This window comes from Micromonospora sp. NPDC047557 (assembly GCF_043205095.1).
Taxonomy (GTDB): domain Bacteria; phylum Actinomycetota; class Actinomycetes; order Mycobacteriales; family Micromonosporaceae; genus Micromonospora.
The window spans coordinates 150263-172638 of sequence record NZ_JBIDDK010000014.1 but is presented as its reverse complement, the minus strand read 5'-3'; the positions used below and the strand labels follow the sequence as shown (position 1 = coordinate 172638).

The 22376-nt window shown below is 72.8% G+C and carries 20 protein-coding genes and 2 pseudogenes; 10 read left to right on the top strand and 12 right to left on the bottom strand.

The window, feature by feature from the left end; all coding sequences use genetic code 11:
- Positions 1–32: 32 nt before the first annotated feature.
- Complete coding sequence (locus ACGGAQ_RS26945) at positions 33–584, bottom strand: GNAT family N-acetyltransferase (protein WP_393053781.1); 552 nt, start codon at positions 582–584, stop codon at positions 33–35.
- A gap of 51 nt (positions 585–635) precedes the next feature.
- On the opposite strand from ACGGAQ_RS26945, the gene ACGGAQ_RS26940 reads away from it, so the two are divergent.
- The gene (locus tag ACGGAQ_RS26940) at positions 636–1484 is read left to right on the top strand and encodes a YhjD/YihY/BrkB family envelope integrity protein (protein ID WP_393053778.1); all 849 of its coding nucleotides are present in this window, start codon (positions 636–638) and stop codon (positions 1482–1484) included.
- Between the two features lie 33 nt (positions 1485–1517).
- On the top strand, positions 1518–3113 hold the full coding sequence (locus ACGGAQ_RS26935) for a phytoene desaturase family protein (RefSeq protein ID WP_393053775.1): 1596 nt from the start codon (positions 1518–1520) through the stop codon (positions 3111–3113).
- Here the strand turns inward: ACGGAQ_RS26935 and ACGGAQ_RS26930 are convergent.
- Complete coding sequence (locus ACGGAQ_RS26930; protein WP_393053820.1) at positions 3094–3747, bottom strand: TMEM175 family protein; 654 nt, start codon at positions 3745–3747, stop codon at positions 3094–3096. The two genes, ACGGAQ_RS26935 and ACGGAQ_RS26930, sit on opposite strands and share 20 nt — an antisense overlap.
- A 196-nt stretch (positions 3748–3943) precedes the next feature.
- Positions 3944–5533, bottom strand: coding sequence for a Rieske 2Fe-2S domain-containing protein (locus ACGGAQ_RS26925; protein WP_393053772.1), 1590 nt, complete (start codon positions 5531–5533; stop codon positions 3944–3946).
- Positions 5534–5731: 198 nt separating this feature from the next.
- Here ACGGAQ_RS26925 and ACGGAQ_RS26920 point away from each other — a divergent pair, with 198 nt between their 5' ends.
- On the top strand, positions 5732–5956 hold the full coding sequence (locus tag ACGGAQ_RS26920) for a DUF2631 domain-containing protein (protein WP_007456591.1): 225 nt from the start codon (positions 5732–5734) through the stop codon (positions 5954–5956).
- A gap of 87 nt (positions 5957–6043) precedes the next feature.
- On the opposite strand, the gene ACGGAQ_RS26915 is transcribed toward ACGGAQ_RS26920, so the two are convergent.
- From ACGGAQ_RS26915 to ACGGAQ_RS26905, 3 genes are all read right to left on the bottom strand, one after another.
- On the bottom strand, positions 6044–7210 hold the full coding sequence (locus ACGGAQ_RS26915) for a DivIVA domain-containing protein (RefSeq protein WP_393053768.1): 1167 nt from the start codon (positions 7208–7210) through the stop codon (positions 6044–6046).
- 31 nt (positions 7211–7241) lie between these two features.
- The gene (gene rlmN, locus ACGGAQ_RS26910) at positions 7242–8399 is read right to left on the bottom strand and encodes a 23S rRNA (adenine(2503)-C(2))-methyltransferase RlmN (RefSeq protein WP_234584239.1); all 1158 of its coding nucleotides are present in this window, start codon (positions 8397–8399) and stop codon (positions 7242–7244) included.
- A gap of 104 nt (positions 8400–8503) precedes the next feature.
- On the bottom strand, positions 8504–10003 hold the full coding sequence (locus ACGGAQ_RS26905) for a phosphatidate cytidylyltransferase (RefSeq protein ID WP_393053765.1): 1500 nt from the start codon (positions 10001–10003) through the stop codon (positions 8504–8506).
- 438 nt (positions 10004–10441) lie between these two features.
- Here ACGGAQ_RS26905 and ACGGAQ_RS26900 point away from each other — a divergent pair, with 438 nt between their 5' ends.
- On the top strand, positions 10442–10885 hold the full coding sequence (locus ACGGAQ_RS26900; RefSeq protein WP_393053762.1) for a hypothetical protein: 444 nt from the start codon (positions 10442–10444) through the stop codon (positions 10883–10885).
- 82 nt (positions 10886–10967) lie between these two features.
- Here ACGGAQ_RS26900 and frr read toward each other — a convergent pair whose 3' ends face one another.
- From frr to ACGGAQ_RS26875, 5 genes are all read right to left on the bottom strand, one after another.
- Complete coding sequence (gene frr / locus ACGGAQ_RS26895) at positions 10968–11525, bottom strand: ribosome recycling factor (protein ID WP_354856362.1); 558 nt, start codon at positions 11523–11525, stop codon at positions 10968–10970.
- An 82-nt stretch (positions 11526–11607) separates the two neighbouring features.
- Entirely contained in the window at positions 11608–12375 is a 768-nt protein-coding gene (gene pyrH, locus ACGGAQ_RS26890) for a UMP kinase (RefSeq protein ID WP_354856364.1), read from the bottom strand.
- 162 nt (positions 12376–12537) lie between these two features.
- A complete protein-coding gene (tsf, locus tag ACGGAQ_RS26885) occupies positions 12538–13365 on the bottom strand; it encodes a translation elongation factor Ts (RefSeq protein WP_393053758.1) in 828 nt (275 codons plus the stop codon).
- Positions 13366–13502: 137 nt separating this feature from the next.
- Positions 13503–14402, bottom strand: a complete 900-nt coding sequence (gene rpsB, locus ACGGAQ_RS26880; protein WP_393053755.1) for a 30S ribosomal protein S2 — start codon at positions 14400–14402, stop codon at positions 13503–13505.
- 290 nt (positions 14403–14692) lie between these two features.
- The gene (locus ACGGAQ_RS26875; protein ID WP_393053752.1) at positions 14693–15820 is read right to left on the bottom strand and encodes a hypothetical protein; all 1128 of its coding nucleotides are present in this window, start codon (positions 15818–15820) and stop codon (positions 14693–14695) included.
- A 215-nt stretch (positions 15821–16035) separates the two neighbouring features.
- Here ACGGAQ_RS26875 and ACGGAQ_RS26870 point away from each other — a divergent pair, with 215 nt between their 5' ends.
- The 6 genes and pseudogenes from ACGGAQ_RS26870 (at position 16036) to ACGGAQ_RS26845 (ending at position 21682) form a co-directional block, all read left to right on the top strand.
- A complete protein-coding gene (locus ACGGAQ_RS26870) occupies positions 16036–16395 on the top strand; it encodes a YraN family protein (RefSeq protein ID WP_354856371.1) in 360 nt (119 codons plus the stop codon).
- A gap of 30 nt (positions 16396–16425) precedes the next feature.
- Positions 16426–17946, top strand: a complete 1521-nt coding sequence (locus ACGGAQ_RS26865) for a YifB family Mg chelatase-like AAA ATPase (RefSeq protein ID WP_393053749.1) — start codon at positions 16426–16428, stop codon at positions 17944–17946.
- A complete protein-coding gene (gene dprA, locus ACGGAQ_RS26860; protein WP_393053747.1) occupies positions 17943–19130 on the top strand; it encodes a DNA-processing protein DprA in 1188 nt (395 codons plus the stop codon). Before ACGGAQ_RS26865 ends, dprA begins: the two co-directional genes overlap by 4 nt.
- Before the next feature lie 318 nt (positions 19131–19448).
- Positions 19449–19865 (top strand): annotated as a pseudogene (locus ACGGAQ_RS26855) (site-specific integrase); the annotation flags it as partial.
- 93 nt (positions 19866–19958) lie between these two features.
- Positions 19959–20456 (top strand): annotated as a pseudogene (locus tag ACGGAQ_RS26850) (tyrosine-type recombinase/integrase); the annotation flags it as partial.
- 44 nt (positions 20457–20500) lie between these two features.
- Positions 20501–21682: an aminotransferase class V-fold PLP-dependent enzyme gene (locus ACGGAQ_RS26845; protein ID WP_393053744.1), complete on the top strand. Its 1182-nt coding sequence runs from the start codon at positions 20501–20503 to the stop codon at positions 21680–21682.
- On the opposite strand, the gene ACGGAQ_RS26840 is transcribed toward ACGGAQ_RS26845, so the two are convergent.
- On the bottom strand, positions 21616–22296 hold the full coding sequence (locus ACGGAQ_RS26840) for a murein hydrolase activator EnvC family protein (RefSeq protein ID WP_393053742.1): 681 nt from the start codon (positions 22294–22296) through the stop codon (positions 21616–21618). The two genes, ACGGAQ_RS26845 and ACGGAQ_RS26840, sit on opposite strands and share 67 nt — an antisense overlap.
- Positions 22297–22376 lie beyond the last annotated feature (80 nt).

The following is a 22376-nucleotide window of genomic DNA, read 5'->3' as shown; positions in this document are numbered from 1 at the left end:
CCCCGTGACTATTGATGGGCTTGTCTGCCCGATCAGGTATCTGGTGCCGCCAGGACGAAGGTCTCCAACAGCTCCCCGCCGTACCAGTCGGTGCGCTGACCCACGTGCGCCATGCCGAGTCGCCGGCAGACCGCCATCGACGGCTCGTTGCCCGGCGACACCACCGCGTAGATCTCCCGGGTGCCGGCGGCGAACTCCCGCGCCACGACGGCACGTGCCGCCTCGGTGGCGTAGCCGTGACCCCACGAGTCCGGGTGCAGGTGCCACCCCGTCTCGATGTCCCTGGTACGCACCGCCTCGTCCCGACCCGGCAGTGGTTTGAGCAGCGCCGTGCCGACCACCTGACCGGTCTCGCGTACCTCGACCGCCCAGGTGCCGTACCGGCCACCGTCGTCGGCGTGCCGGTCCTGCCAGATCCGCAGCCGCTCGACGGCCTGGGCCGGGTCGGTCATCGGCATGCCCGGCGACACCGCCAACCAGCGGGTGATCTCCGGGCGGGAGTAGATGTCGTAGATGCGGGCCAGATCGGCCGGATCGTCGGTCCAATCGCGCAGGATGAGACGTTCGGTGGTGAGAACAGTCATGACCGGCGATCTTAAGGAGTGACCGCACCGAGGACAGGGAAGGTAGACCCGGTGGGCAACGGATGGCAGCGCGCGAAGCGGATCACCAGCGCCGCGTTCCGTCCGGTGCGCGGGCGGGACCTGTCGCTGCACGCCGCCGCCATCACCTTCTACGGGGCGATCGCCGTGGTCCCGGTGGCGCTGTTGGCCCTCTGGCTCACCGCGCTGATCGCGGGAGCCGATCGGGTACGCCGACTCACGTCGTACGCCGTGGAGGCCCTGCCGACGGCGATCGGCGCGCCCCGGGCGGTGGCCGCGCTTGTCGACGCCGGGGTGGAGTTGACCCCGGTGCTGGCCCTTGCCTCGCTGCTGCCCGCGTCGCTGTACGGCGAGGGGCTGCGCCGGGCGTTCGTGTCGGTGGCGGCCCCGCGCAGCGACGAGCACCTGGTCGGTTGGCGAGGTCGGGTGCTGCTGCTGCCGCTGCTCGCACCGGCGCCCGCGCTGCTGCTGTCGATCCTGCTGGCGCTCCCGGTCACCACCCGCCTGGTCACCCAGGGCGGCTGGGTCGGCGCTCTGGGCGTGGTGCTGTCGTTCCTGGCAGTGTGGCTGGTGCTCACACCGGTGCTGGTGTGGGTGTTCCGGGTGGTGGGGCCGGCATCGCCGGACTGGCTCTCCACCCTCGGGATCGGGTCGTTCACCGCGGCGAACCTCTCCGGGTTCCTGCACGGCTTCGTGCTCTTCGCGTCCCTGCCGCTGGATCTGGGCGTGCCGTTCGGCGGCTTCGACGAGATCGGCGCCGGCGTGGCCGTGCTCCTGTGGCTGTACCTGTTCCACGTGATCGTCCTGGCCGGCTATTCCGCCACCCTGGCCCTCTCCCGCTGGCGCGCCCAACGCACCCCTTCGCAACGCGGGGTGGGCTGACCCGGCGGGGCGGTGGGGCTAGGCTGCGGCGGCATGAGCAGTGAACTTCCCGGCCGGACCGACGTCGTGATCGTCGGTGCCGGGCACAACGGTCTGGTCTCCGCCATCCTGCTGGCCCGCGCCGGCCTGGACGTCCTGGTGCTGGAGGCGGCCGACGTGATCGGCGGCGCGACCCGCACCGAGAACCCGTTCCCGAAGGTGCCGGGGCTGCGCCACTCCACCGGGTCGTACCTGCTCGGGCTCATGCCGCCGGAGCTGCTCGCCACCCTCGACGTGCGGATCCCGGTGCTGCGCCGCGACCCGCACTACTTCCTGCCCACCCCCGGCGGCCTCGGCTCGCCGTACCTGCTCTTCGGCAGCGACACCGCCGCCACCCGGGCACAGCTCGCCGAGTTCTTCTCCCCCGCCGACGTGGCCGCCGACGACGCCATGCAGGCCGAGCTGGCCGCGCTGCGCGAGGACCTCGCCCCGGCCTGGCTGGCCGAGCCGCTGACCGTCGAGGAGACCGCCGAGCGGCACGTCCGCCCGGCGCTGCGGCAGGTCTTCGTCGACCTCGTCCGGGGCTCGGTCGCGGACTACCTGGCCCGGTTCGAGTTCCGCTCCGAACTGCTGGTCAGCATGTACGCGGTCACCGACGGGCTCTCCGGCCTCAACGCCGGCCCGGACGACCCCGGGACCGGCCACAACTTCCTCGTGCACAACATGTGCCGGCTGCCCGGCTCGGGCGGCACCTGGATGATCGCCGAGGGCGGGATGGGCACCGTCTCTGGCACGTTCGCCGACGCCGCGCGCGCCGCCGGAGCGACAATCCTGACCGGTACGCCGGTGCGCGCGGTGACCCTCGACGGCGGCGCGGCCAGCGGAGTCGTGCTGGCCGACGGTCGAGAGGTCGCAGCGAGGGTGGTGCTCGGCGCGTGTGACCCGTACCGGCTGATGGACCTGGTGCCCGACGGCGCGCTCCCGGCGCGACTCGGCGATCAGATGGCGGCGGTCCGCCGCCCCGGCACCACCCTCAAGCTCAACCTGGCGCTCAGCGGCCTGCCGCAGTTCTCCTGCCTGCCGGCGGGTACGCCGAGCCCGTTCGGCTCGACCATCCACCTGCTGCCCGGCTCCGCGTCGCTGGTCGGCGGCGACGCCACCTCGCCGATGACCGCGCTGCGGGACATGTGGGCGGACGTGCAGGCCGGGCGGCTGCCGGCGGAGCCGACCATCGAGTGGTACCTGCACACCACAGTCGACCCGTCACTCTCCGACGCCGCCGGGCACCACTCGTCGGCGCTGTTCGTCCAGTCGGTCCCCTACGAGCTGGCCGGCACCACCTGGGACGCGGAGCTGCCCGGCTACGTCGACCGGCTCGTCGAGATCGTCGAGCGGTACGCGCCGGGCACCGCCGACCTGATCGCCGACGCGGTGCCGCTGCCCCCGCCGGGCATCGAGAAGCACTTCGGCATCACCGGCGGTCACATCCACCACGTCGACAACACCGTCTCGTTCACCGACCGCATGCCGTACGCCACCGGCATCGACGGCGTGTACGCGGGCAGCGCCGGCTGCCACCCGGCGGGCAGCGTCATCGGCGCCGCCGGCCACAACGCCGCCCAGCGGATCCTCAGCGACCTCGGCCGCTGACCTCGTCGCCGACCTCGGCGGCGAAGCGGGGCAGGTCGCCGGGGCGGCGGATGAGGGAGAGGCCGACGAGCAGCAGGTACAGGACGAGGCTGAGGATCGGGTCGACGAAGACGAAGGCGAAGGCGGTCAGGTAGAGCAGCGGACGCACCAGCAGTCGCCGGGAAACCGCCCGGGCCAGCTCGGGGTCCAGGTCCGGGTGGAGCAGTTCGCGCCGGCGGGCCCACCACCAGCTCAGGTTGAAGAACAGCGACTCGCCGAGCACGGTGCCGAGGTAGAGAGCAGCGGTCAGCCGCTGCTCGGTCGCACTGCCGCGCAGGTTGTCCGACAGCAGGTCGGCGGTGAACGGAATCGCGGCCACGAAGAGCAGCACGAGCAGGTTGAACACCACCAGCGGCTGGTCGACCCGGACCACGTACCGCCACATGTTGTGATGGCCGAGCCAGATCTGGCCGGCGATCCCGAAGGTGATCACGTAGGCGAGGTAGGACGGCCAGGCGTGGGCGAGGGCGTCCGGCAGTTCCCTCCCGCCGGCCCGGGCCGGGCCGTTCTGGAGCAGCTCGACGGCCATCACGGTCAGCACGACCGCGAAGACGCCGTCGCTGAACGTCTCCACCCGGGCGGCGTCGCGGGCCATCTCCCGGCCGCGCCCGTACCGGTACTCACGCTTCCGCGCGTCCGCCCCCGCCACGCCCGCCCCGCTCTCGACGATGTCCGGTTACTTCCGGACTGCGGCTTTCACCGCATACCACTGCATCGTGGCGCATCGAACGGCCGCGCGGACGCGGATCGGGCCCGCGGCCGGGCGCCACCTCGGGCGCCCGGCCGGTTCGTCAGCTCAACGCCTCCCCGGCCGGGGCCGGGGTCTCCGCGTCGACGCGGTGGGCACGGACCTTGTGGCCGACGCTGGTCAGGCAGCGGCCGCTGGGCAGGTCGAAGCGCCAACCGTGCAGCTGGCAGGTGAGCTGATCACCCTCGACGATGCCGAACCGGGTCAGGTCCGCCTTGAGGTGCGGGCAGCGCCGCTGCACCACCCAGTCGCCCAGCGTGATGTCCTCGGCGTCGGTGGTGCGCTCGTGCTCGTCGTACCAACCCTCGGCGTACTGGAGGCGCTCCTCGGAGAGGCACTTGAAGAACGCGTAGACGAACTCGTTGTACTGGCCGATCCGGGCCGCCGAGAACCGGCAGGACAGGAAGAGCGAGTTGACCCAGTCCACCTCGTCGATGAAGAGCAGGTGCTCGATCAGCGACCGCTCGGTCCGGAAGCGGTAGCGGACCTTCTCGTCCGCGTACGGCCGGACCTCCTTGCCCGGGAAGTCCACCACGATGGATTCAATGGTCTCCCCGCCCGAGTCGTCGGTGCCCACCAGGTCGAAGCGGACCGGGCCGCCGACCCCCTTGGCCAGGTAGATCGACTCGTCGAGCAGCGGCTCGATGCGGCGCTTCATCTCGCCGAGCACGTCCACCTCGGGGTGCCGCCAGGACGCCTTCTCCGCCTCGATGATCGGGCGCTTGCGCTCCCGCATCTCCTCCAGGTGGGCGACCTTGTTCGCGAAGAACTCCTGCACCGGCACCGGGTGGGTGGTGCTCGCGCCCTCGGTGGTGACCTCGGCGACGCTGCCCGGCAGCAGCACGATGCCGTTGGTGCCGCCGACCTTCGCGTACTCGCTCAGGAAGACCGACTGGTCCGGGAAGATGTTGCCCTCATCGCCGTGGATGTCGTTGAACTGCCACAGCGCGTCGTCGAGGAAGCACGGCGGGCCGGCGATCGGGAAGACGTGGTCGGCCTTCAGGTCGTCGATGTAGCGCCACGTCCGGTCGAACTGCCGGTCGCGCTTCTGCTTGCCGAACGCGGTCTTGGCCGCCTGCGGCAGCTCGTAGACCATCGGATACCAGATCGCGCCGGAGAACTGGAGCAGGTGCGCGTGCACGTGGCCCAGCTCGGCGAAGACACTCAGGTCGGTCGGGCGGGCGTCGTTCTGGTTCAGCAGCCGCACACCGTCGTACTCGACCCAGAGCGAGGAGTCACCGATCGGGCCGTCGGTGGGGCTGGTCAGCGCCTGGATCATGATCTTCAGGCCGCCGTCCAGCTCCACGACCTGCTCGTTGGGCGCCTTGAGGAACTTCGTGAAGCCCAGCGCCCGGAACTCGTCCTCCATCTCCGAGGTGGGGAACTCGGGGAGCAGGACGGTGGCGTCCTTCGAGACGAAGTCCCGCAGGTGCTTCGCGTCGAAGTGGTCCCGGTGCAGGTGGGAGACGTACAGGTAGTCGACCTGGCCCAGCGTCTCCCAGTCGAGCAGGGAATTGTCCGGGAAGGGAAACCACGAGGCGAAGTAGGCCGGGTTGACCCACGGGTCGCACAGGATGCTGCCCGCGGCCGTGTCGATCCGCATGCTGGCGTGCCCGGTTCCGGTCACTCGCACCGCACAGTCCCCCTCAAACAGACAATCAGGTGTACGCCAAACGCTACCGGAGGGAGTCTGACCGCCACCCCGCGACGCCCGTAGTGCCGTCCGGCCTGGGCGGGCAGGGCCAGAAGGCGGGGAAACCCCCACCGCACCGCCCCCGGCGGGAGGCGTGCCAGACTAACCAAAGATCCGATCGCGAGGGAAGGACCGACAGTGGCAGGAAGCGAGCCGGTAACGTCGCCGGACCAGCACAAGCCCGGGCACCGCAAGTCGGGGCGCATCGGCGCCGTGCTGTCCGCGCTGGCGCTGGTCGTCATGGCGTTCTGCGGCAACCACGAGGGCAGGGTCGAGGACATCTGGCTGGTCGGCCTGGCCGCGCTGCTGCTGGTCATCGTGATCGGCGACGCTGTGCTGCGGCGCAACGGCCTGCGCTCCTGACCCGACCGGCCGCCGGACGACCGGCCGACGTACGCCGAGGGCCCGCCCCCATCCGGGGACGGGCCCTCGTTGGCGTACGTGTCGGGGTCAGCGCCCGAAGAGGATGTCCTGCACGTCCTTGAGGGCGGCGTCGACCTCGGCCTCGAAGTAGCCGCCGGGCACCAGGCCGAACCGGAGCGTGTCCAGATCCTTCGGGTCGACAGGCATCGGGTTGCGGCGCTGCATGCCGCCGAGCAGGGTCTCGAAGAACCGGTCCACCTGGTCCGGGTCGTACCCGCTGCCGAACCGGCGCACCTGGAAGCTGCGGCGGATCTGGTCGACCCGGTACAGGTCGCTGCCGGGCGGGCCGGCCATCGGCGGGCCGCCCATCGGCGGCCCGGCCATCGGCGGGCCGGCCACGGCGGGCGGACCCGCCATCGGCGGGCCACCGAGGCCCTGCTGCGGCATCGGGGGCGGGCCGGCCGGGCCACGGCGCATGTCGCGCAGGTCCCGTTCGGGCATCCGGATCTCGGCGGTCATGTCGGCGCGACCGTGCCGACCGGCCTCGAAGCCGTCGAAGCGCGGCTCCTCCGGCGGGTAGCCGCCACCGGGTCCACGCTGGTCGTCGGGCGGGCCGTAGCCGCCGGGCATGCGCTGGTCGTCGGGCGGACCGTAGCCGCCGGGCATGCGCTGCTCGTCGGGCGGGCCGTAGCCACCCGGACCGGCGGGCAGACCGCGCTGCGGGACGCCGGGGCCACCCATCGGACCGCCGGGCCCCATCGGGCCGGGGCCGCCGGGGCCGCGCTGCGCGTCGTAGCCGCCGCGGGGGGCGTCGTACCCGCCGGCGAAGGCGCCGGTGGGCTCGTCGTACCGGCCGTAGCGGTCGGCGGGCGGACCGGCCTGCGCGGGCATCGGCCGGGGCGGCATCGGCGCAACCATGCCCCCACGGTCGTCGCGCAGCGGCGGGCCCATCCGATCCGGCGGGCCCAACCGGTCACCCATCCGAGGGTCGCCGCCGCGCCCGGCGCTCGTGCGCTCCTCCAGCTCGGCCAGCTGCCGCTCGACCCGGTCCAGGTGCAGGTCGACCTGCCACTCGTCGTAGCCGTTGAACCGGACCCGGAAGACGACGTCGTGGACCTCCTGGGAGGCCACCGGCGCACCCACCTGCCGGCCGTCGAGCGTCGCCTCGACCCGGTCGAGGAAGGCATCCACCTCGTCGACCTTGTATCCCCGGCGGAGCGCCTTGCGCCGGAAACGCTGACCCTGACTCGCCACTATGTCTCCTGGTCTCGTTCGCCACGCCCGGTCACGCCGGTGCCTCTCCGGCGCGGTCGGTGAAGGTGTCGGTGTCCTCGGCGGCGGCGAGCTGGCCACACGCGCCGTCGATCTCGCGACCCCGGGTGTCCCGTACGGTGGTGGAGACTCCCGCGTCACGCAAGCGCCGGACGAACTCCCGCTCGACCGGCTTCGGGCTCGCGTCCCAGCGGCTGCCCGGCGTCGGATTGAGCGGGATGAGGTTCACATGCGCCAACTTGCCGGCCAACAGCCGCCCGAGCAGGTCAGCTCGCCACGGCTGGTCGTTCACGTCCTTGATCATTGCGTATTCGATGGACACGCGACGGCCCGTCCGGGCGGCATAATCCCACGCTGCGTCCAGCACCTCGGCTACCTTCCAGCGCTGGTTTACCGGCACGAGTTCGTCGCGCAGATCATCATCGGGCGCGTGCAGCGACAACGCAAGGGTCACAGAGAGGTCTTCGCTGGCCAGTCGGCGGATGGCCGGAACCAGGCCGACCGTGGAAACGGTGATGTGCCGCTGGGAGAGGCCCAGGCCCTCCGGAGCGGGGCTGACCAGCCGACGGATCGCCGCGATGACCCGGTTGTAGTTGGCCAGCGGCTCGCCCATGCCCATGAACACGACGTGCGACAGCCGCGGCGGTGAGCCGGCGACGGCGCCCGAGGCCGCCACCCCGGCCAGGTAGACCGCCTGGTCGACGATCTCCGCCGTGGACAGGTTGCGGGTCAGCCCGGCCTGGCCGGTGGCGCAGAACGGGCAGGCCATGCCGCAGCCCGCCTGGCTGGAGATGCAGACCGTGACGCGGTCCGGGTAGCCCATCAGCACGCTCTCCACCAGCGCGCCGTCGTGCAGCTTCCAGAGCGCCTTGCGGGTCGCGCCGTCGTCACAGGCCAGCTCGCGCACCGGAGTGAGCAGCGTGGGCAGCAGCTGGTCGGCCAGCCGCTCACGCGTCGCCGCCGGGAGATCGGTCATCGCCTGCGGGTCGCGAACCAGCCGCCCGAAGTAGTGGTTGGAGATCTGCTTGGCACGGAACGCGGGCTCACCCAACCCGGCGACCAACGCCTGGCGGCCGGCCAGGTCCAGGTCGGCGAGGTGCTGCGGCGGCATGGAGGCCCGGCGTGCGGCAGGGGCTTCCGAAATGGCGGGGATCAACGGCAGGCTCGTCATGGCTGGTCCAGTGTGTCACGCCTCCGGCGCCGGGCACCCCTCCGGAGGTATGGAACCGCTCCCGGCCAGCGGTCGCAAACGCTCGGGCCACGGTGATCCATGCCTCACCCCGCCATCGGCACGAAGATCGCCAACAGCAGGTACGCGGTCGGCACCGCGAACAGGATCGAGTCCAGCCGGTCCATCAGGCCACCGTGCCCGGGCAGCAGGTTGCTCATGTCCTTGACGCCGAGGTCCCGCTTGATCATCGATTCGGCGAGATCGCCGAGGACCGCCGCACAGGAGACGGCCACCCCGAACACGGCACCCCACCACGGGGCCACCTCGAACATCAGCCACAGCAGCAGGGCACTGCCCAGCGCCGCCGCGGTGACCGAGCCGGCGAAACCCTCCCAGGACTTCTTGGGGCTGATCGACGGGGCCATCGGGTGGCGGCCGAAGGAGACGCCGGCCGCGTACCCGCCGGTGTCGGAGAGGACCACCGCGATCAGCGTGGCCAGGATGCGCAGCCGGCCGTCGTCGGGGGCGGCCGCCAGCAACGCCGCGAAACCGCCGAGGAACGGCACGTAGACCGCGATCAGGGTGGCCGCGGTGAGATCCCGCTGGAAGCCGGCCGGGCCGTCGCCCAACCGCCAGACCATCGTGCCCAGCACGGTGACCAGAAGGCCCAGGCTGAGCGCGTCCGGGCCGGCGAACCACGCCAGCCCGATGGTCAGCACACCACCGGCGAGCAGCGGCACCAGCGGCGGGTGGGCGCCGCTGCGGCGGACCGCCCGGGCCATCTCCCAGATGCCGACCGCGATGGCGGCGGCGATCACCGGCAGGAACGCCAGCGGGTAGAAGACCAGCGGAACCACGATCAGCGCGCCGAGGCCGAGCCCGACCCCGATCGCCGCCGGCAGGTTCCGGCCGGCCCGCCCGGTGCCCACCTGCTGGGTCGCCGGCCGGTCGAGGCTGGCCCGTCGCCGGCCCCTCGGCCGCCGGCCGCTCGGCGGCTCCGGCTCGGTCACCGGATCGTCGTCCGGCAGGATCTCGGCGCCGATGGGCGCGAGCTGCGCGGTCGGGTAACCGGCATCGTCGTCGAAGCGCGGCGGAACGTCCCGGTCGTCGAAGCGGGATGGGACGTCATGATCGTCGAAGCGCGGCGGGACGTCCCGGTCGTCGAAGCGGGACGGCGCGTCCCGGTCGTCGTAGCGCTGGCCGGCGCCGGGGTCGGCATAACGTGGCGAAGCGTCACCCGCTGGCGGGCGGTCGCCGTAGCGGCCGGGGCGACCCCGGTCGTCGTACCGGTCGGGCTGGTTGCCGTCGTCGTAGCGGTCCCGGTCGTCGAAACGGTCGCGCCGATCCCGGTCGTCGAAGCGGTCCCGGTCGTCCGGGCGGACCGTCCGGCCGCGCTCGTCGTACGGGTCCGCCGGGTACGGGTCGGCCGGGTACGGATCGGCGTACGGGCGGCTGCGGGGCTCGGCGTACAACTCGGGCCCGCCGGCCGGACGGCGGCTCCACTGGCCCGCCTCAAGCTCCTGCTCGGGCCAGGGCAGGGCTGCCGGGCGCTCGGGCCGGTCCCAGCCGCGCGGCTCGTCGGTGTAGGGGTCGGGGTGGGACATCACGCACCGCAACGCGGGCCGAGTACCACCACATGACGCAAGACCACAAGCATCCCCTACACGCGCGACGGTGTTCCTCCGGCTCGACCGCCTCGACGGTCGGTCGATTCCCGGTATGCACCGCCCGGTGGCCGGGAATCCTGCCGAGCCTACTGCACCCGCCGCCGGGGCGAGGCGGACGATGGCGCCCCCTGACCGCCGGGGCCCCCGCGGGGGTCGCGGTGGGCGAGATCCGGCGAGTCGCCGCGCTGCCACCACGGCGGCGGCCGCACGGCCGGCCCGAGAACCGCGCCCGCACGAGCACCCGCGGTGCATCGACGCCTATCCGACCGAGCATCCGGGCGAACAGGGGATGACCCGCGCTACCCGTCGGTGGTCGGCTGTCGGTGTGCCGGCGGCCGCCGGCGGTTTCCACCACAGCAGCGGGGAGGAACGTTCGTGCGCAGAATCAGCCTGACGGTGTTGACGATGGTCGCCCTCGTCCTGACGGCGGCCCCACCGGCCACCGCGGCGACGCGGAACGCCAGCATCAGGATCGATCACCGCACCAGCGAGATCTACCTGTACGACGGGAGTCCCGACGGCACCGGGCCGGCGTTCCCGGCCGCCACCGCCCGGGGGGAGGTGCGCAACTGCCCGACCGGCGTCTACTTCCTGTCGGCGTCGCTGACCCAGGACGGCCTGCCGACCTACTGGGCCACCGGCGGCCTCGGTGCCGGCGAGATCGTCTGCGACGGCGGCACCGCCAGCATCTCGATGGGCTTCTACCGGGGCGGCCCGGTGCTGCACCCGGGTCGGGCCACCGTGCGCTTCGAGCTGCACGACGCGTACGTCGGAACGAGCCTGACCGAGACGACCCGTACCGTCCGGATCCCCCGCTGACGCGCAGACGGCACGAGGCCCGTCCCCGGATCGGGGGCGGGCCTCACGTCGGCTGCTCACCCGGCGGACGCCGGGTCGGGCCTCAGACCTCCAGCAGCTCGGTCTCCTTGTGCTTGACCAGGTCGTCGATGCTGGCGACGTAGCGCTGCGTCAGGTCGTCCAGCTCCTTCTCGGCGCGGCGACCGTCGTCCTCGCCGGCCTCGCCGTCCTTGACGATCCGGTCCAGCTCCTCCTTGGCACGGCGGCGGACGTTGCGGATGGCCACCTTGGCCTCCTCGCCCTTGTGCCGGGCCACCTTGATCATGTCGCGGCGGCGCTCCTCGGTCATCTGCGGGAGCAGGATGCGCAGCTGGTTGCCCTCGTTGTTCGGGTTCACCCCGAGGTCCGAGTCGCGGATCGCCTTCTCCATCGCGTTGATCTGCGAGTTGTCGTACGGCTTGATGATGGCCATCCGCGGCTCGGGAACCGCGATGGACGCCATCTGCGTCAGCGGAGTCGGCGTGCCGTAGTAGTCGATGATGACCTTGGAGAACATGGCGGCGTTGGCGCGACCGGTACGGATGGCGCCGAACTCCTCCTTGGCGTGCTCAACCGCACGCTCCATCTTCTCCTCGGCCTCGAGGAGGGTGTCGTCGATCACCGGTCTCCTCGCCTCCTTCTGTGCTCGTCGTGGGCCTTGCTGAAAGTCGTCAGACCGCTGCTGCCGTCGCCACCGGCGGGGCTCAGGCGGTGATCAGGGTGCCGATCTTCTCGCCACCCACCGCGCGGATGATGGTGTCGTCACCCTGCGCGCCGAAGACCAGCATCGGCAGGCCGTTCTCCATGCAGAGGCTGAACGCCGCGGCGTCGGCCACCCGCAGGTTGCGGCGCAGCACCTCGGAGAAGGTGATCGAGTCGAGCTTGCTGGCGGTGGGGTCGATCCGGGGGTCGGCGGTGTAGACGCCGTCCACGCCGTTCTTGCTCATCAGCACCACGTCGGCCCGGATCTCCAGCGCCCGCTGGGCGGCCACGGTGTCGGTGGAGAAGTACGGCATCCCGGCGCCGGCGCCGAAGATGACCACGCGGCCCTTCTCCAGGTGCCGGATCGCCCGCAGCGGGATGTACGGCTCGGCGACCTGGGCCATGGTGATCGCGCTCTGCACCCGGGTCTCGATGCCCTCCTTCTCCAGGAAGTCCTGGAGGGCGAGGCAGTTCATCACGGTGCCGAGCATGCCCATGTAGTCGGCGCGCGCCCGGTCCATGCCGCGCTTCTGCAGCTCCGCGCCGCGGAAGAAGTTGCCGCCGCCAACCACGACGGAGACCTGTACGCCGCGGCGGACCACGGTGGCGATCTGTCGGGCGATGGCCTGGACGACGTCCGGGTCGACGCCGATCGCGCCGCCACCGAACACCTCACCCGAGAGCTTCAGCACCACCCGGCGGGCCCGTCCCGGCGGCGGCGCCGTCGGATCGTCCACCGCCAGCGTCCGATCACTCACAACCTGCGTCATCCGCCCCGCCTTCCCCCACGCGCACGCCCCGCGCGACGCGTTACCGCGAACCTGCCGCTGCCGACCCTATGTGACGAGGAGGCCGCGGTGCCTGTCACGTACACCGGCGGCCTCCTCGTCGACGTCTTGCGCCTCCGGGCGCGCGCGGCGCCCGGTGGCGGTTCAGGCCTGGCCGACCTCGAACCGCACGAAGCGGGTGACCTCGATGCCGGCCTCGGCCAGCACCTGCTTCACCGTCTTCTTGTTGTCAGCCACGGATGACTGCTCGATCAGGACGTAGTCCTTAAAGAAGGAGTTCACCCGACCCTCGACGATCTTCGGCAGGGCCGCCTCGGGCTTGTTCTCCTCGCGGGCGGTCTGCTCGGCGATGCGCCGCTCGGACTCGACGACCTCGGCCGGAACCTCGTCCCGGGTGAGGTACTTCGGCCGCATCGCGGCGATCTGCATGGCGACACCACGGGCGTCAGCGTCGCCCGCTTCGTCCGACTTGCCGGTGTACGACACCAGCACGCCGACGGCCGGCGGCAGGTCCTGCGCCTTGCGGTGCAGGTAGACCGCGGTGGTGCCCTCGACCTTGGCGAACCGGTTGAGCACCAGCTTCTCGCCGATCTTGGCGGACTGCTCCTGGACCAGGTCCGCGACGACCTTGCCGTCCAGCTCGGAGGCGAGCAGCTCCTCGGCGTTGGTCACGCCGGAACGCTCGCCGTGCTCCACCAGCTGCTGGGCCAGCGCGATGAACGACTCGGTCTTGGCGACGAAGTCGGTCTCGCAGTTGAGCTCGAGCAGCGCCTTGCCGGAGTGGGCGACCAGGCCGTTGGCGGCCGTACGGCCGGCCCGCTTGCCGACGTCCTTGGCGCCCTTGACGCGCAGGATCTCGATGGCCTTGTCGAAGTCGCCCTCGGCCTCGGTCAGCGCCTTCTTGCTGTCCATCATGCCGGCGCCGGTGAGGTCGCGGAGCTTCTTGACGTCCGCGGCGGTGATTTGGGACATGGCTCTCTCTTCGGTGTTGAGACGGCGTGTGGATGGTCAGAGGTGCCGGTTACCCGGATCCGGGCGGATCGTGCCCGGCGTACCGCCGCTGCCCGCCGTCTTCGAAAAACGGACGGACGGGCAGCGACGGTGCGGGGTCACTCCGCGGTGGCGGCCGCCGGCTGCTCGGTGGCGGCCTGCGCCGGCTGCTCCGCGGCGGGCTGCTCGGCGGCGGCAGCGGCGGGCTGCTCGGCCGGGGCGGCCGACTCGTCGGCCTTCTTCGGCTCCAGCAGCTCGCGCTCCCACTCGGCCAGCGGCTCGTCGCTCGCGACACCCTCGGGCTTCTCGTCCCCACCCCGGCGACGACCGGAACGCGCGATCAGACCGTCCGCGACGGCGGCCGCGACCACCCGGGTCAGCAGCTCGGCGGAGCGGATGGCGTCGTCGTTGCCCGGGATCGGGAAGTCGACCTCGTCCGGGTCGCAGTTGGTGTCGAGAACGGCGATCACCGGGATGCCCAGCTTGCGGGCCTCGTCGACGGCGATGTGCTCCTTCTTGGTGTCGACGATCCAGACCGCGGCCGGCAGCTTCTGCATGTCCCGCAGACCACCCAGCGTGCGGGTCAGCTTGATCTTCTCGCGGGAGAGCTGCAGGGTCTCCTTCTTGGTGTAACCGGCGGCGGTGCCGCTGAGGTCACCCAGGCCCTCCAGCTCCTTCATCCGCTGGAGCCGCTTGTACACCGTCTGGAAGTTGGTCAGCATGCCACCGAGCCAGCGGTGGTTGACGTACGGCTGACCGACCCGGGTCGCCTGCTCGGCGATGGCCTCCTGGGCCTGCTTCTTGGTGCCGACGAAGAGGATGCTGCCACCCTCGGCGACGGTCCCACGCACGAACTCGTACGCCTTCTCGATGTATTCGAGAGTCTGGCGCAGGTCGATGATGTAGATGCCGTTGCGCTCGGTCATGATGAAGCGCTTCATCTTCGGGTTCCAGCGCCGGGTCTGGTGCCCGAAGTGGACACCGCTCTCCAGCAGCTGACGCATGGTCACGACGGCCATGGTTGGGGTACTCCTCAAGATCCCTGGTTGTCACGCCCGGCCGGTGGTCGGGCGTCCTGGCGCCTGGTCGCCGGCCCATGGTGGGCCCGATCAAGATCGGGACCAGGGAGGCCGTCGCTTCACGACGATTCGTGAAGAGGGCGCGCGAGGTCGACCGCGCGAGGCGGTCGCCAGTTGGCCAGTGTACGCCCCTCCCCCGCCCGACGACCTCCGGGTGCGCGCGGGCGGGCTGCCGGGCCGGGCTGGGCGGCCGGGCCGGGGCGGCCGGGGTCGGGCGGGCCGGGCGGGGATCAGCCGGCGGCGAGGGCGGCGGCGACGAAGAGCACCAGGCCGACGGTCAGGTAGGCCGTGGGAGGGCGCAGCCAGCCCCGTCCGCTGTCGGAGAGCGCCAGTCCGCCCGTTCTGAGCCCGTACAGCCCCGATGCGAAGATCGGCAGCCCGGCGACCAGGCAGATACCCACCACGACGTTGCCAGCGTCCAGCGGGTCGCCGGTCACGCCCGCCAGCAGCACCCGCAGCGCGGGGACCTCGAAGATCAACGCCAGCAGGGCGAAGAGCGCGGCCAACGCCGGGCGACGGGTCCGGTAGACACCGTCGGCCGGCTGGGGGTACACCGGCGGCTCGCCGGCGGGCAGGTCGGGCCGCGGGCCGATCCCCGGCATCGGGCCGGTCGGCATCTCCAGCGGGTGCGGCTGCTCCCCGCCGGCCCGGGTCGGCTCGATGATCGGATATCCGGCGAGCGGTGCGGGCCGCGCCTGGTCGGCGAGCACACCGGCCGCTGGCCCGACGTCTCGGGCGGCCGCTGACCCTGCGTCTCGGGCGGCCTCCGGCGTGGCGTCGCGCGCCACCTCGGGCGTGGCCGGGCTCAGCGACTCTCGTGCGGCTCGGCGGCCGGGCAGCTCCCCGGAGATCTCCGAAGGGTCCCGATCCGCCCTGCGCGAGCGGGTCGCCCGGTAACCGTCCCCGTCCGTACGCGCGTCACCCAGCGGGTCGACCGCGCCGAAGCGTCCGGAGTCGGCCTCGCCGCTGCCGAACATCCCCGCTTGGGCGTCGATGGCGCCGAACCGCCCGGAGTCCGACTCGGGCGGGCCACCGAAGCGGCCCGCATCCACCGCGCTCAGACGGCCCGAGTCCGACTCGGCCGGACCGCCGAAGCGGCCCGCGTCCACCGCGCCGAAGCGGCCCGAGCCCGGTTCCGGGGTTGCGCCGAAGCGCGTCGGATCCGGCTCCCGGCGTCGGCCGACGCCGGTGTCCTCGACGGATCGACCATCTTCGCCGCCGCGCTGCTCGGGGATCTCGCTGTCCCGGTATCGCGGCTCACCCGCACCGCGCCACTCGGAATCGCCGTAACCGCGACCCCGCTCGTCGGGATACCAGCGCGACTCCTGATCTTCCGGAAAGCTCCGTCGTCCGTCCACGTCAGGCACCGTATGCGACCGGCCACGCCCGCGCCATTTCGGCCCGGCCGGCCGCCATCGATCAGCGGGGAGGCGTGCGGCACCGCGTCCGGGTCCGGGTCGCCGCGTAGCACAGCGCGGGCTTGATCGTCCGGTTGTCCACAGGACACCCGTCGTCCACAGCCGGGCCGTCACGGGGTCGCGACGCGCGCACTCGGACGGGCAGCGTCGCGGCCATGACGAAGCGGAACCAGGCGGTCGGCGCGTACGGCGAGCGGTGCGCCGCCCGGCACCTGAGCGAGGCGGGGCTACGCCCGATCGTCCGAAACTGGCGCTGCCCGCAGGGCGAGATCGACATCATCGCCTGGGACGGGCCGGTGCTCGCGTTCTGCGAGGTGAAGACGCGTCGGGGCGACGTGTTCGGCACACCGGCCGAGGCTGTCGTCCCGGCCAAGGCCCGTCGCCTGCGCGGGCTCGCCGCGATCTGGCTCGCCGAGACCGGCACGAGCGCCGACGAGGTGCGGTTCGACGTGCTGTCGGTACGACTGCCCGCGGCCGGTCCCGCGCAGGTCGATCACCTCAAGGGCGCGTTCTGAGATGCGCCCCCGACGGATCGGTGACGCGTCATGAGCTACGCGAAGGTGCTCTGCGTGGGGCTGGTCGGCGTCACCGGCCACCTCGTCGAGGTCGAGGCGGACCTGGCCGCCGGCCTGCCGGCCGTGGTGATCTCCGGCCTGCCGGACACGGCCCTGCACGAGGCCCGCGACCGGGTCCGGGCCGCCGTGGTCAACTCCGGCCAACGCTGGCCGAACCGGCGGATCACGCTGAACCTGCTGCCGGCCACGCTGCCGAAGTTCGGCTCGGCGTTCGATCTGGCCATCGCCGCCGCGCTGCTGGGCGGCTCGGGTGAGCTACCGCTGCTTCCGCTGGAGGGGGTCGTGGTCCTCGGCGAGTTGGGACTGGACGGGACGGTCCGGCCGGTGCGCGGGGTGCTGCCGATGGTCGCCGCCGCGGCCAAGGCCGGCGTCGAGCGGGTCATCGTGCCGACCGGCAACGCCGCCGAGGCCGCGGTCATCCCCGGCGTACGGGTGCGGGCGGTGGACACCCTGCACCGGCTGGTCGCCTTCGTGCGCGACGGCAGCCCGCTGATCGAACCACCGCCGGACGCCCCGGCACCGGTTCCCGGCGGCCCCGACCTCGCCGAGGTCGCCGGGCAGGAGCTGGGCCGGCGGGCCCTGGAGGTCGCCGCGGCGGGTGGGCACCACATCGCGCTGCTCGGCCCTCCGGGCGCCGGCAAGACGATGCTGGCCGAGCGGCTGCCGTCACTCCTGCCCGAGCTGGACGACGACGCGGCGCTCGAGGTGACCGCGCTGCACTCGGTCGCCGGGCTGCTGCCACCGGGTGGTCAACTGCTGCGCCGCCCGCCGTTCCAGGCACCGCACCACACGGCGACGGTCCCGTCCCTCGTCGGCGGCGGTTCCGGGCTGGCCCGCCCCGGCGCGGTGTCGCTGGCCCACCGCGGGGTGCTCTTCCTGGACGAGGCGCCGGAGTTCAGCAAGGGTGCGCTGGAGGCGCTGCGCCAGCCACTGGAGAACGGTCGCATCCAGCTGAGCCGCAGCGGGGGCGGCACCGAGTACCCGGCCCGGACCCAACTGGTGCTGGCAGCCAATCCGTGCCCGTGCGCGAAGCCGTCCGGCGACGCGTACTGCGAGTGCTCGCCGCTGGTCCGCCGTCGCTACCTGGGCCGCCTCTCCGGGCCGCTGCTCGACCGGATCGACGTGCAGGTGCGGCTGATGCCCGTACGGGCGGCGGAGCTGATGGCGTCCGTCGGCGACGCCGAGTCCTCGGCCACGGTCGCCGCCCGCGTCGCGGCGGCCCGCCGCGCGGCGGCCACCCGCTGGGCCGGCCTCGGGAGGCGACTCAACGCCGAGGTGGACGGCCCGCTCCTGCGCCGCCCGCCGTGGCGGCTACCGGCGCTGGTCACCGCCGAGCTGCGCGGCCGACTCGACTCCGGCTCGCTGTCGGCGCGGGGCTTCGACCGGGTGATCCGGATGGCCTGGACCATCGCGGACCTGGACGGCCGGGACCGGCCGGACCGCGACGACGTACGAGAGGCGATCCAACTACGGACAGGGGAGGCGGCATGAGCGCCGACGAGGAGAGCAGGCTGGCCCGGGTGGCGCTGACCTGGTTGGCCGAGCCGGGCACCCGGGCGGTGCACCAGCTGGTCGACCGACTCGGTCCGGTGGCGACACTGGATCTGTTGCTCGACGGCGGCAGCCCTGACGGCTGGCTGCACAGCACGGTGGCCGCCCGGTCGGCCGCCGGTGACGCGCGGGCGGTCGCCGCCGAGGCGTTGGAGAGGGCCGACCGGCTCGGTGCCCGCCTGGTCACCCCCGACGACGCGGAGTGGCCGGCCCGGGTGGCCGGCCTGAAGACGCTCCGGCTGCCGGACGCCACCCGCCGGGTGGACGGTGAGACCGCGCCGCCGCTCTGCTTCTGGGTACGCGGAGCCTGGCCGCTGGGCGAGGCGCTGGAGCGCTCGGTGGCAGTGGTCGGCGCGCGGGCGGCCACCGGTTACGGCCAGCACGTCGCCACGGAACTGGGGTACGGGCTGGCCGAGCGGGACTGGACCGTGGTCTCCGGCGGCGCGTTCGGCATCGACGCCGCAGCCCACCGGGGTGCCCTCAACGCGGGCGGGTTGACCGTCGCGGTGCTGGCCTGCGGGGTGGACCGGCCGTATCCGATGGGCAACACCGCGCTCTTCGACCGGATCGCCGACACGGGGCTGCTGGTCAGCGAGTGGCCACCCGGCGCCGAACCGCTACGCCCCCGGTTCCTGATCCGCAACCGGGTCATCGCCGGGGGCACCCTCGGCACCGTCGTGGTGGAGGCGTCGGCGCGCAGCGGCGCGACGCAGACCGCCCGACGGGCCATCCACACCGGACGGGTCGCGATGGTCGTGCCCGGGCCGGTGACCTCGGCGATGTCCGTCGGCGCACACGAGTTGCTCCGCGAGTGCTCCAAGGTGCGGCTGGTCACCGGGGTGGCGCACGTGCTCGAGGAGGTGGGCCGGATCGGCGCGGACCTGGCCCCGCTGGCCCGTGGCCCGCAACGGCCTGCCGACGCGTTGGACGACGACGCCCGGTCCCTGCTGGAGGCGTTGCCCCGCCGGGGCATACGGGGTGTGGACGCGCTCGCCGCCCGCGCCGGTCTGAACGTGCGTACCGCGCTGCGCAAGCTGTCGTTGCTGGAGGAGCTGTCCATGGTGGTGCGACGCGACGACGGCTACGCCCTCGCCCCGGCCACCACACCGAAGGGCCGCGGATAAGCAACGAACCGGCGGTGACGCTCGGTCACCTCCGTGAAGGCGGATGCGGTGGTAAGCGGTATACCTCAGAGTCATATTCATACCTCTGAGGTATACCGCTCAACAGCACATCGACACGACGGGCAGCCACAGCGGGCGACCAGCCCCTTCGCCGCAGCCCCAGCCCCGTCTTGAGTGAGGACTTATTCGTCTAGGCGAAAGCTGTCGTTGCTCTGCACCAGCGTGGCGAACGCCGCGCGGCTCTCGGCCGTACGCTGGTGTCGTGCCAACTGTCAGTGGGGGTGCAGCCATCGCGACGCCGCCATCGGCGCGGCGGCCGTGAGCCGGTCCACCCGGGGCACCCGGGCCATCCACCAGGAGCTGCCGCCGGCGCTGCGGGACGCGGTCGACGACTTCGCCGAACACCTCTCCCGGGTCCGCAACCGCTCGGCGCATACCGTCCGCGCGTACGTCACCGATCTGGTCTCGTTGCTCGACCATGCGGTCCGGATGGGCTGCGTCGACCTCGCCGACCTGGACCTGTCGGTGCTGCGTAGCTGGTTGGCGCGGCAACGCACCACGGGCGCGGCCCGCACGTCGTTGGCGAGGAGGGCCGCCTCGGCACGGGCGTTCAGCGCGTGGGCGCACCGCGCCGGGCTGCTCCCCGCCGACGTGGGCGCCGCACTGGCCAGCCCTCGTGCCCACCGGGAGCTGCCCAGCGTCCTGCGCGCCGACCAGGCCGCCGCCCTGGTGGAGGCACCGGCCCGGCAGCCGACGACGGCACCCACCACGACCACGACCGAAGCCACGACGGTTGCGGCGCCGGACTCAGCCGCCACCGAGGCGGTGCTGTTGCGCGACCGGGTTCTGCTGGAGCTGCTCTACGCCACCGGAGTGCGGGTCAGCGAGGCGTGCGGGCTGGACGTCGGGGACGTCGACCACGGCCGCCGGGTGATCCGGGTGTTCGGCAAGGGCGGTCGGGAACGCTCGGTGCCGTACGGGGTACCCGCGCAGCGGGCGTTGGACGAGTGGTTGCGCCGAGGCCGGCCGCTGTTGGCGGCTGCCCGCTCCGGCGACGCGCTGCTGCTCGGGGCTCGCGGTGGCCGGCTCAACCCGACGACCGCGCGACAGATCGTCGGCGGGTACGCCGAGACGGCCGGCCTTCCCCGGACCAGCCCGCACGGGCTGCGCCACTCCGCCGCCACCCATCTGTTGGAGGGCGGGGCCGACCTGCGCGCCGTGCAGGAGCTGCTCGGCCACTCGTCGCTGGCCAGCACGCAGATCTACACCCACGTCTCGGTGGAACGGCTGCGCGCCGCCTACCGACAGGCACATCCCCGCGCCTGATCAAGGGCCGAGAGGCCGGACCGCTCGACGGTTACGATCATCGGGTGAGCGTCCCGCAGCCCCCCGAGCCGATCCCGGGCGCCCGCCTGCTGTTCTCCCTGGACCCGGCGGTCAGCCATCTCAACCACGGATCGTTCGGCGCGGTGCCGATCGGCGTGCAGCGAGCCCAGCAGCGGCTGCGCGACGAGATGGAGGCCAACCCGCTGCGCTTCTTCACCCAGGGGCTCGTCGACCGGATCGCGCACACCCGCCGGCACCTCGCCGGGTTCCTGGGCGCCGACCCGGACGGCAGCGCGCTGATCGGCAACACCACCACCGGCGTCGCCGTGGTGCTCCAGTCGGTGGGCCTGCAACCCGGTGACGAGGTGCTCAGCACCGACCACGGGTACGGGGCGGTGAGCCTGGCCATCCAGCGGGAGTGCCGGCGCACCGGCGCGGTCAGCCGCGTCCTGCCGATCCCGCTGGCCGCCACCGACGAAGAGATCGTGCAGACCATCCGGGCCGGCCTGCGCCCGGGGCGGACGCGGCTGCTCGTCGTCGACCAGCTCACCTCCGCCACCGCCAGGCTCTTTCCGATCGCCGCCATCGTCGGGGTGACCCACGAGGGCGGGGTGCCGGTCCTGGTGGACGCGGCACACGCCCCCGGGATGCTGGCCACCACGGTCGCCAGCATCGGCGCGGACTTCTGGGCGGGCAACCTGCACAAGTGGGGGTACGCCCCGCGCGGCACCGCCCTGCTGGCGGTCGCCCCACAGTGGCGGGAGCGGATCGAGCCGCTGGTGGTCTCGTGGGAACAGGAAGCCGGCTTCCCGGCCCGGGTCGAATGGCAGGCCACCCTCGACTACACCTCCTGGCTGGCCGCCCCGGCCGGACTGTTCACGCTGCGCAGCCTCGGCGTCGACCGGGTACGGGCGCACAACGCCGCGCTCGCCGCGTACGGTCAGCGGGTCGTGGGGGACGCGCTGGGGGTGGCCCCCGCCGATCTGCCCGACCCCGGCGGACCGGGGGTTGCTCTACGCCTCATTCCGCTGCCGCCCGGCACGGGCACCACGATCGACGCGGCGCGGGCGTTGCAGGCGCGGATCGGCGAGCGGCTCGCCATCGAGGTCGCGGTGATGAGCTGGAACGGTCGCGGATGGCTGCGGCTGACCGGTCAGGTCTACAACGCCGCCGACGAGTACGAACGGCTGGCCGTGCGGCTGCCGGCACTGCTCGCCCAGCGCTGACCGTCGCCCGCCCGACCGAGCGGAGGCGGACGCACCGGGAGCAGTCGCACCGGGCCGAGGCCGAGCAGGGCCAGCGGGTCGAGATACTCCTCGCCCCGCCGCAGGCCCCAGTGCAGGCACGCCTCGGCCGGGCAACCCGGATGCCCGGGCAGCAGTTCGCCCAGCGGCGTGCCGGCGGTGACCGCCTGGCCGGCGCGTACGACGGGTTGGACCGGCTCGTGGGTGGTCCGCAGCCCGCCGGCGTGCCCCACGGTGACCACCGGTCGACCGGCCACCAGGCCGGCGAAGAGCACGGTGCCCGGCCCGGCGCTGCGGACCACCGCTCCGGCCGGCGCGGCCAGGTCGACGCCGCGGTGGCCAGGCAACCACGGTCGGGGCGGCGGGTCGAACCGGCGCACCGGACGAGGTGGTCCGTCGACCGGCCAGCGGAACCGCTCGGCGGGCGCTGAATCGGCGGGCGGGTCGGCCGCGACCGGCACGGTCGGCGTCGGTGGTTGGCCGGGCACCGCTGCGACCAGCACCACCAGGCCGCAGAGCTGGACGGTCAGTGCGAGCGGGAGCCCTGCGCAGAGCAGCAGCGTGCGGCGAATCGAATCGACGGATGGCGGTCGCATGACGGCAGCCTCCGGCCGAGGCCGACTCGTCCGCCAGCCCGGCCGACGAAGCTGTGGACAACCGGAGGTGCTGTGGACGA

What these genes read in the sequence shown, in the direction of transcription:
- ACGGAQ_RS26840 (WP_393053742.1), bottom strand. Translation starts at nt 22,296, where the DNA reads ATGCGACCGCCATCCGTCGATTCGATTCGCCGCACGCTGCTGCTCTGC.
- rpsB (WP_393053755.1), bottom strand. Translation starts at nt 14,402, where the DNA reads ATGGCCGTCGTGACCATGCGTCAGCTGCTGGAGAGCGGTGTCCACTTC.
- ACGGAQ_RS26945 (WP_393053781.1), bottom strand. Translation starts at nt 584, where the DNA reads ATGACTGTTCTCACCACCGAACGTCTCATCCTGCGCGATTGGACCGAC.
- dprA (WP_393053747.1), top strand. Translation starts at nt 17,943, where the DNA reads ATGAGCGCCGACGAGGAGAGCAGGCTGGCCCGGGTGGCGCTGACCTGG.
- ACGGAQ_RS26870 (WP_354856371.1), top strand. Translation starts at nt 16,036, where the DNA reads ATGACGAAGCGGAACCAGGCGGTCGGCGCGTACGGCGAGCGGTGCGCC.
- tsf (WP_393053758.1), bottom strand. Translation starts at nt 13,365, where the DNA reads ATGTCCCAAATCACCGCCGCGGACGTCAAGAAGCTCCGCGACCTCACC.
- ACGGAQ_RS26935 (WP_393053775.1), top strand. Translation starts at nt 1,518, where the DNA reads ATGAGCAGTGAACTTCCCGGCCGGACCGACGTCGTGATCGTCGGTGCC.
- ACGGAQ_RS26905 (WP_393053765.1), bottom strand. Translation starts at nt 10,003, where the DNA reads ATGTCCCACCCCGACCCCTACACCGACGAGCCGCGCGGCTGGGACCGG.
- rlmN (WP_234584239.1), bottom strand. Translation starts at nt 8,399, where the DNA reads ATGACGAGCCTGCCGTTGATCCCCGCCATTTCGGAAGCCCCTGCCGCA.
- pyrH (WP_354856364.1), bottom strand. Translation starts at nt 12,375, where the DNA reads ATGACGCAGGTTGTGAGTGATCGGACGCTGGCGGTGGACGATCCGACG.
- ACGGAQ_RS26865 (WP_393053749.1), top strand. Translation starts at nt 16,426, where the DNA reads ATGAGCTACGCGAAGGTGCTCTGCGTGGGGCTGGTCGGCGTCACCGGC.
- ACGGAQ_RS26930 (WP_393053820.1), bottom strand. Translation starts at nt 3,747, where the DNA reads ATGGCCCGCGACGCCGCCCGGGTGGAGACGTTCAGCGACGGCGTCTTC.